General features: G+C 60.1%; 7 protein-coding genes. 5 read left to right on the top strand and 2 right to left on the bottom strand.

Annotation, left to right across the window (positions count from 1 at the left end; genetic code table 11):
- A partial coding sequence (locus G8346_RS14995) for a chemotaxis protein CheW (protein ID WP_255454015.1) occupies window positions 1–149 on the bottom strand: 149 nt, incomplete at its 3' end.
- 370 nt (window positions 150–519) lie between these two features.
- Here G8346_RS14995 and G8346_RS11560 point away from each other — a divergent pair.
- The 3 genes from G8346_RS11560 (at window position 520) to G8346_RS15160 (ending at window position 3,984) form a co-directional block, all read left to right on the top strand.
- Complete coding sequence (locus G8346_RS11560) at window positions 520–1,986, top strand: HD domain-containing phosphohydrolase (RefSeq protein WP_166051367.1); 1,467 nt, start codon at window positions 520–522, stop codon at window positions 1,984–1,986.
- A gap of 163 nt (window positions 1,987–2,149) precedes the next feature.
- Window positions 2,150–2,782 (top strand): hypothetical protein, encoded by a 633-nt coding sequence (locus G8346_RS11555; protein WP_166051365.1) that lies wholly within the window; start codon window positions 2,150–2,152, stop codon window positions 2,780–2,782.
- On the top strand, window positions 2,767–3,984 hold the full coding sequence (locus tag G8346_RS15160) for a diguanylate cyclase (protein WP_166051363.1): 1,218 nt from the start codon (window positions 2,767–2,769) through the stop codon (window positions 3,982–3,984). The genes G8346_RS11555 and G8346_RS15160 overlap by 16 nt, the downstream gene beginning before the upstream one ends.
- Window positions 3,985–4,100: 116 nt before the next feature.
- On the opposite strand, the gene G8346_RS11545 is transcribed toward G8346_RS15160, so the two are convergent.
- Window positions 4,101–5,309 (bottom strand): HDOD domain-containing protein, encoded by a 1,209-nt coding sequence (locus G8346_RS11545; RefSeq protein WP_166051361.1) that lies wholly within the window; start codon window positions 5,307–5,309, stop codon window positions 4,101–4,103.
- Window positions 5,310–5,651: 342 nt separating this feature from the next.
- Between G8346_RS11545 and G8346_RS11540 the strand changes: the two genes are divergently transcribed.
- Together G8346_RS11540 and G8346_RS11535 are read left to right on the top strand one after the other, a co-directional pair.
- The gene (locus tag G8346_RS11540; protein WP_166051359.1) at window positions 5,652–6,710 is read left to right on the top strand and encodes an ABC transporter substrate-binding protein; all 1,059 of its coding nucleotides are present in this window, start codon (window positions 5,652–5,654) and stop codon (window positions 6,708–6,710) included.
- 3 nt (window positions 6,711–6,713) lie between these two features.
- Complete coding sequence (locus G8346_RS11535; protein WP_166051357.1) at window positions 6,714–7,397, top strand: hypothetical protein; 684 nt, start codon at window positions 6,714–6,716, stop codon at window positions 7,395–7,397.
- Window position 7,398: the final 1 nt, after the last annotated feature.

Here is a 7,398-nt window from a genome sequence, read left to right as displayed (position 1 = left end):
TTGGCGATCTTGGTGACGGAGTCGTAGCCCCTGATTTCCTGCACGTTCAGGATGTTCAGGCCGTACTCCTCCTGCCCGAGACGAAAAGTCAGGTATTCGCGCCCTTCCTCTGCTCCCGGCCCCTCCGGCCGGGATTCTTGATCTTCCATGGACAATCTCTCCTGGATGCCTACGAGCAGACGCCAGGAGGTGGCGCCCTTGTTGATGTGTTATTTCGGCAGACCTGGCGGATTCTTGAGCTTTTCGAGGCCGTGGAAAATGCCCAGGCTTGTGCGAGGCCGTGGGCCTGCTCCTCGAGGGAGGCTGCGAAGTGGGCGGCTTGGTCCGCATGATCGCCGCAGCGGTCGGGGAGGGCAGCTCAGGATGAGAGTGTCGAGGTTCGCAGGCCGATGATGATTTAAAGCTCTAGCTATCCCGGCCGATAGCTGGAGTGACGTGCGAATCCTGGGGGAGCAATCACCTGGCTCCGCGTAACTCGGCACGGCGCAACGGGAGTGGATACCCCATGGAGGCATCGGATTGGCCAGGATTCTAGTTGTAGACGACCACGCGCCCAGTCGATCCCTGGTCAGCTGGTGCCTGCAGTCCTGCGGGCATGAAACAGTCGAAGCGGGTGACGGCGTCGAGGCGCTCGCCGTCGCGCGTGCGGACTGCCCCGACCTCGTGATTTCCGACGCCCTGATGCCACGCATGGACGGATTCTCGTTGTGTCGGGCCTGGATGGCGGACAGCGCCCTGGCCCAGGTGCCGTTTCTCTTTTATTCAGCCAGCTATCCCTCGGAAAGCGATCGCCAGTTCGGGCTCAGCATCGGCGCGAGTGGCTATCTAAAAAAGCCCATGCCCATTGATGAACTGGTGGCGGTCGTCGAGTCGGCGTTGCAGGAACATGCCGAGAAGTCGTCCCAACCGGCACTCAACGGCAAGGCTTTCGACCAGACGCACTACGCGCTGGTGACCCGGAAACTCGAAGCCAAGATCGCCGAGTTGAATGCGATGAATGCCGCTTACAAGACGCAGCGGCAGGAATACGAGCGTCTTTTCAGCGCCAATCCGCAACCGATGTGGATTTATGACAGCCAGACACTCAAGTTCCTTGCGGCGAACGATGCGGCCGTCGCGCTGTACGGCTACACGCGTGAAGAATGGCTGGCCATGACGATCAAAGACATTAGGCATCCAGCGGAGTGCGATTGCCTCGACGCCGCGTTGGCGCGTGAACGAGGTAAGCCATTCTCGGATGCTGACGTCTGGACACATATCAGGAAGGACGGCTCCTCTCTACAGGTTGAGGTTTCAGCCCATTCGATAGACTTCAACGGGCGACCGGCACGTGTCGTGATGGCCATGGACGTCACGGAGCGCCTCCTCGCACAGGAGAGGGAAAAGGCGCACTTGCACCGCATTGAAGACGCAATGAGGGGCACCATCAAGGTCGTCAATCGAATGGTGGAATTGCGTGATCCCTATACCGCCGGTCATGAACGCAGGACAGCTGTATTGTGCGATGCAATCGGCACTGAGCTCGGAATGAGCTCTGACCAGCTCGATGGGCTGACCATGGCGGCCCTGGTGCACGACATCGGCAAGATTGCCATTCCCACAGATATTCTCACCAAGCCGGGCAAGCTGTCAGAGATCGAAAGGCTTTACATTCAGCAACACGCTGAAGCGGGCTACGAACTGCTCAAGGGGCTGTCTTTCCCCTGGCCTATTGCAGAGATCGTCTGGCAGCATCACGAGCGCATGGATGGCAGCGGATATCCCCGGGGATTGAGCGGCGAGGATATCTTGCTGGAGGCTCGCATCCTCGCTGTGGCGGACACCCTCGAGGCCATGGCGTCCCATCGCCCGTACCGGCCGGCCTTCCCCATGGAGCAGGCGCTCAGCCAGATCGAGAAGAAGTCGGGCGTTCTTTACGACACGGATATAGCCGCAGCATGCCTGCGGCTATTCCGGGAGCGTGGCTACGTGTTGCCCGGTGACTAACAGGACGCCCGCACTTCGCTCGAAACATACGTACCATGATCGCGATACTGAGTCCTTAAGGCTCGATCTGCGCGGCCGATAAATTGTCATATATCAACAGAGTATGGGGCGTCCCCTCTCGGCGGCGCGCCGGGGTGCGATGTCATATTCATTTGTAGGGCTCTTGTTCGTTCTGGCGGGGGTGGCGCTGATCCAGTTCCACGCAGACAGCCGTAGTCAGTGGCGGAGCCTGTTGCGGCCTATCGCATCTCCCAGCCTGCGTGTGGCGATGTTTCGCAGCCTCGTCATGCTGGCGCTCGTTCCGTGCCTCGGACTGACCCTGGTGTTGGTCGGCTCGCAGGTTGAAAGGCAACGACAGCATGTGAACACGCAGGTGCAAGAGGCCGCCAATGGCGCAGCTTTTGCGGTCGACAGCTTCCTGCAACGTCACGTGGCAGGTGTGGCCAGCGCCGCGGACAGCATCCAGCTCGACGGTCGCGTAGGTCATGAGCGTCTCCAACAGTACCTGCTCGGTTATCAGGCGCTGTATCCGGATTTTTTGACCATGTTGGTCGCCAGCCAGGATGGGATCGTCCAGGTCGGGTCGAGAATGGACACCGGGTCGATCGCTGTAGCGGCGGACATTGCCGGCGTGAGCATCCGTGACCGCGATTATTTCCGGGTGCCGATGGAGACCGGTGAGAACTACGTGTCGAACGCCTTCCGCGGCCGGGGTTCGGGTCCGACCCGATCATCGCTATCAGTTCACCCCTTGATGTCGACGGAAAGAGGTGGGGTATCGTGGAGGGCTCGCTGAACCTTAACGCCTTCTCTCGCCTGGACGAGCGATACCGTTCACTATTCGATGCGCAGTTGATTTTGCTCGACGAAAACAATCGAGTGGTGTACGCGGGTGCGGACTCCGGGTACGCATTTCTCGACGATATTGCGGGGACTCCGATCGCGCGTACGCCGGATGGCCGTAAGGCGTGGGTCATCAAAGCGTCCGAGACCGATCAGGAATTCATCGGCGCAAATGCGCCGGCGCGATACGGCTGGCGGGTGGTTGTGCTCAAGGAGCGCCCCGCTCTTGGGGCTGAACTGGCCGAGTTCGCACCATTGGCGGTGGCATGTCTGCTCGGCTCGTTTTTGGCTGCGGCCGCACTGGGCTGGGGACTGGCCCGGCGGATCGCCCGTCCTCTGGATCGACTTCTCGAAGGCCTTCGGTGGTACCAGGTCGGTCGTCACTCGAGCCCCTTCGGGCGTCTTGACGGCCTTTCGAGCGAATACATCTCCGCATTCAGGCAGCTGCACTGGTTCACCATTCGCCATGCCAGCGCGCATCGTCGACTGGCCAGGTCACTTGCCGAATCGAAACAGCTCCAGGTCGAGTTGGAGCACGTGCTGCAACATCGCGAGCAGGAGATCTCTGAACGCACGCAGGAGCTCCAGGCGGCGAACTTCAAGCTCAAGCATCTCGCCCGTGTCGACGCCCTGACCAATCTCGGGAACCGGCGCTGGTTCGATCATATCCTGGAGCAGCGCTGGCGTGCAGCCGCAAGAGACGGTGGTGCATTCGCCGTAATGATGCTGGATGTTGATTACTTCAAGCGTTACAACGATACCTGCGGGCATCCGGCAGGTGATGCCGTCCTGCGCCAGCTGGGTCAAGTGATTCGGGACAACCTGCTAAGACCCATGGACATGCCTGCCCGGTACGGGGGCGAAGAATTTGCCGTCATCCTCGGGGAGAGCGATTTCCAAGGTGCGGTAAAAGTGGCGGAACGTCTTCACACTGCGGTAGCGGCGCTTGCGATTCCGCACCCTGCCAGTCCATTCGGCATTATCACGGTGAGTGTTGGCCTTGGGATGCTGGCGCCATGCGGCGCTGAGAGCGCGCCCAATATCCAAATTCCCGATGCGGCACTTTATCGAGCGAAGGCCGAGGGCCGGAACCGGGTCGTGGCAATTGATTGGCATGAGGGGCAATCATGCCGATGCGCCGAACTCGCGAGCTGACCTCAAGGCGCACTGACTTGGGACTGGCAGTGGTGATCCCAACGTCTATCGAGCCTAAAAGCCCCTGGATTGGCTGGCCCGCAAGCGGGAGGGGCGCTGGACGGCGAGGGCGCTCGTCATTCCGTGTGGTATCTCTGGTATGAGACGTCCCGGCTGCGTGCGGCGCCAGCGATCATGCGGGCCACAGCCAGTTTGACGTCGCCGGCACGCAGGTGATCAGTAAGGCGTGCCAGGGGTGGCTTGGCGAGGTAGCTCTGCAGGTGATGAAATTCCGCTGCGTGGGAGCCTTGCACAGAGAGGTCGGCCGAATCATGCACCCTGCCCAGCACGATGCTTTCCGCCATCCGAGCGCATGCGTAGCACAGTGCGATACGTGCCTCGCGCTCTGAGACCTCCTCTTTGGCTGGTGTGACCAGTACGCGATGGATATCAGCGACGTCACTGCGCACGTTGACCGGCAGTTCCAGGGCTTCCATCAGCAGCTGTCCGACGATCATGGCATTGGCGCCGAGCGTGAACTGCTCGTTCTGGGTGCGCTCGAGCAGACCCAGGCGCCAATGACCGATGACCGAGTGTGGTGACATCAGCATGGGCATGGCGAAATCACCGATGAATGTCAGCACGGTCTGGGTCGACGCGGTGCCGACGTCGCGTATACCGAGCCGGGGCCCGAGGATGGCAGTCAAGTCCGCTGCGATGGCGCCGGAATCTAGCAGCCAGGCATTGAAGTTCTGGACTTCGGGGTCTTCGCTGGCAAACGCCTGCTCCAGGATGCACTGCAGCGCCATGTTGCGCACGGTGTTCACGCCAAGGTAGGTGACCGCATGGGCGACACTGACGATCGGCGAGGCGAGGCCGTAGAACGCCGAGTTGACCCGGCCGATGACCTTGGCGGCGAGCAGGGGCTCACGAGTCACCAGCTCAGTAAATTCCCGGGGCCTCGCATTCGCCGTGAACTCCGGGGAAATAAGCTGCTGCGCCGAACGTGGCGGCAGCGCGATGGTGGCGACCAAGGCGACCACTTGCGCCTGCTCGACAGGGTCCAGGTCGGCGGCGCCCAGTAAGGTGAAGCCCGCCAGTGCTTCCGGCAACATGGCCGCGTCGAGCTCCGACGGCTCGCCGGAGAGAATCGCTCGGATGGCGGGCAACATGTCATCGTCGAACGACTCCTCTGGCCCGTCGTCGCTCGCGGCCGGCGAGGCATGGGGCGCCGCGGGCGAAGGAGTGGGCGTGCGAAAACGGACCGGTCGTGGCGGTCGGGCACGAGAAGCAAGCCAGAGGGCGGCGACCGCACCGACGGCCAACACCACGAGATAGAGTTCCATACCTCGTCCTGTCGGCACGCGGGAAGTTAACTTGATGGCTGGTGGCGCGCCGACGACAACGGCACAGTAAAAAGGAGTAAATCCTCGGGATAACCACGATTGACAGGGCGCCGGAGACGTCTCCACCCTGTGGGGTGGCGTTCCCAAGTCAGCGTCGAGCGAATTTCTCGCTTCCCGCTTCGCGGCCCGCTTGGACCAGTTCCAGATTGGCTTTTACTGTAAATGCCGTTGCGCTTTGGGTTGGGCTTACGGATGCACAGTGCATGGATGTCAAATTGCGCACCATGGAAAGGTCTGGTCAGGGCCTTGCTCATTTGCGCTCTTCTGCCTTATCCATCGATAGTGGCACTCTGTGACGACAACACTGGCCAACCGGGCTTTCGTGTCGCCGTTTTCACACCCACCACCGCAAACAACACGTACTGGCCCGAGGTGCACTCGATACTCCGAGCGGCGGCTTCAGATCTCGATATCAGCCTGGAAATCCATGAGTTCAATCTGTCCGATCGCTTCGAGAAAGTGTCCGTCGGAGTGCGTCGCCTGACCACTGAGCCGCTGCCTGATGCCGCAGTATTTTCAGTAGAGTTCGGTGAGGCGGTCCGTCTCATGGATGCGGCGGAACAAGCTGGGATTCCCTTCTTTCTGAACGGCCCATTGTTTCCCGAAGAACTGAACCAATTGGGAGAACTCCCGGGGCAGGCGTACCAACACTGGGTGGGTTATTTCCTTGAGGATGAAGAACTCAAAGGATACTTGCTCGCGCAAAAGCTGATCGCAGCGGCGAGGCGCGCCCGGAACGCTGAAGACGACGGCACGATTTATGTTGCTGGCATCAACGGAACAAGATCTTGGTATGGATCGATCCTGCGCGAGGCGGGGTTACGCCGGGCGATCGATGATCATCCGGATGTCGAGTTGCTGCAGATGGTTTACACACGCTGGACTCCGGAGGAAGGGCGCCGGATGGCGTCCCGGATCCTTCGTCGCTATCCCGAAGTTTCAGTCCTGTGGACCGCCAGTGACCAGCTGGCTATTGGAGTTGCGGAGACGATAAGCAATGGGTTGGCCCCGGACGATCTTCCTGTGCATACAGGTGGCCTGGATCTATCCGGTGCGGGCATAGAGTCTGTGCTGCAGGGGGACCTCGTGGCGACGGTGGCGAGCAGCAGCCTGTTATGGGCCCAGGTCATCATCGACTTGTATGATCACTTGCAAGGCGTCGACCGGGCGAGCCATGCGGATTCGGTCCTGCTTGCGGCGCCGAGTGTCGCCGATCGTTCTACGGCCGAAAGCATACGATCCCGCATACGCGAGTTTGAGGCGATCGACTTCCGTCAGTTCTCTCGTTTCCACGAAGGTGCTGATGCGCCTCGCCTGGACGAGATCATGGGAGACTGGTAGCTCATGACCATGGATCGTCCGAGCCTGAAGCAAATCGGCTTCATCATGCTCGCAAGCGTATTTGTCACTGCGATTAGCTTGTTATTTCAGGCCCACATCTATTACACGCAGGAAGTAGAGACTCGGGACCAGACACTCGAATTGATAGAGCGGAGTTATCTCGATTCTACCGCTGCCGCAGTGTTTTATTTTGAAGCGCATCAGCTGCAACTGATTTCGCAGGGACTGTTGGGACTTCCGTATATCGACGCTGTAGCCGTATCCGAGTATGTGCTGGAAGATTATCAGCCGTTGCTGGAGACCAGTGGCGATCTCGCCAATCTCGAATCCTATGAGTTTCCGCTGTCGTATGTCTACGAAGGCGAGCCTCGTCACATTGGCAAACTGACTGTTTACTCCGGCCCAGGGCGCCTGCAAACGCAGATGTTTGGAGCACTGCAGCGCACGGCAATCTTCAATCTTTTCGTATTCATGGCCATGGCGGTGATCTTGTGGTGGATCACCCATCGCAAGCTCTACACGAGTTCAATGGAGCGCCAGCTCCAGGATAATTCGCGGTTGTTGAGCATGGCCGCCTCGGTCGCCCGGATCGGTGGCTGGGAGGTGGACCTCGAGAGCCACACGGTCTCTCGGTCTGACGAGGTTTGTCGCATCCATGACATGGAGCCTGGTAGCACGGTCTCTTAGG

The sequence above is a fragment of the Thioalkalivibrio sp. XN279 genome (assembly GCF_011089885.1).
Taxonomy (GTDB): Bacteria; Pseudomonadota; Gammaproteobacteria; order Steroidobacterales; family XN24; genus XN24.
This window is presented reverse-complemented; position numbering and strand designations above follow the sequence as displayed.

Excerpts from the sequence above, each read along its gene's own strand:
- G8346_RS11535 (WP_166051357.1), top strand. The coding sequence starts at position 6,714 with ATGACCATGGATCGTCCGAGCCTGAAGCAAATCGGCTTCATCATGCTC.
- G8346_RS11545 (WP_166051361.1), bottom strand. The coding sequence starts at position 5,309 with ATGGAACTCTATCTCGTGGTGTTGGCCGTCGGTGCGGTCGCCGCCCTC.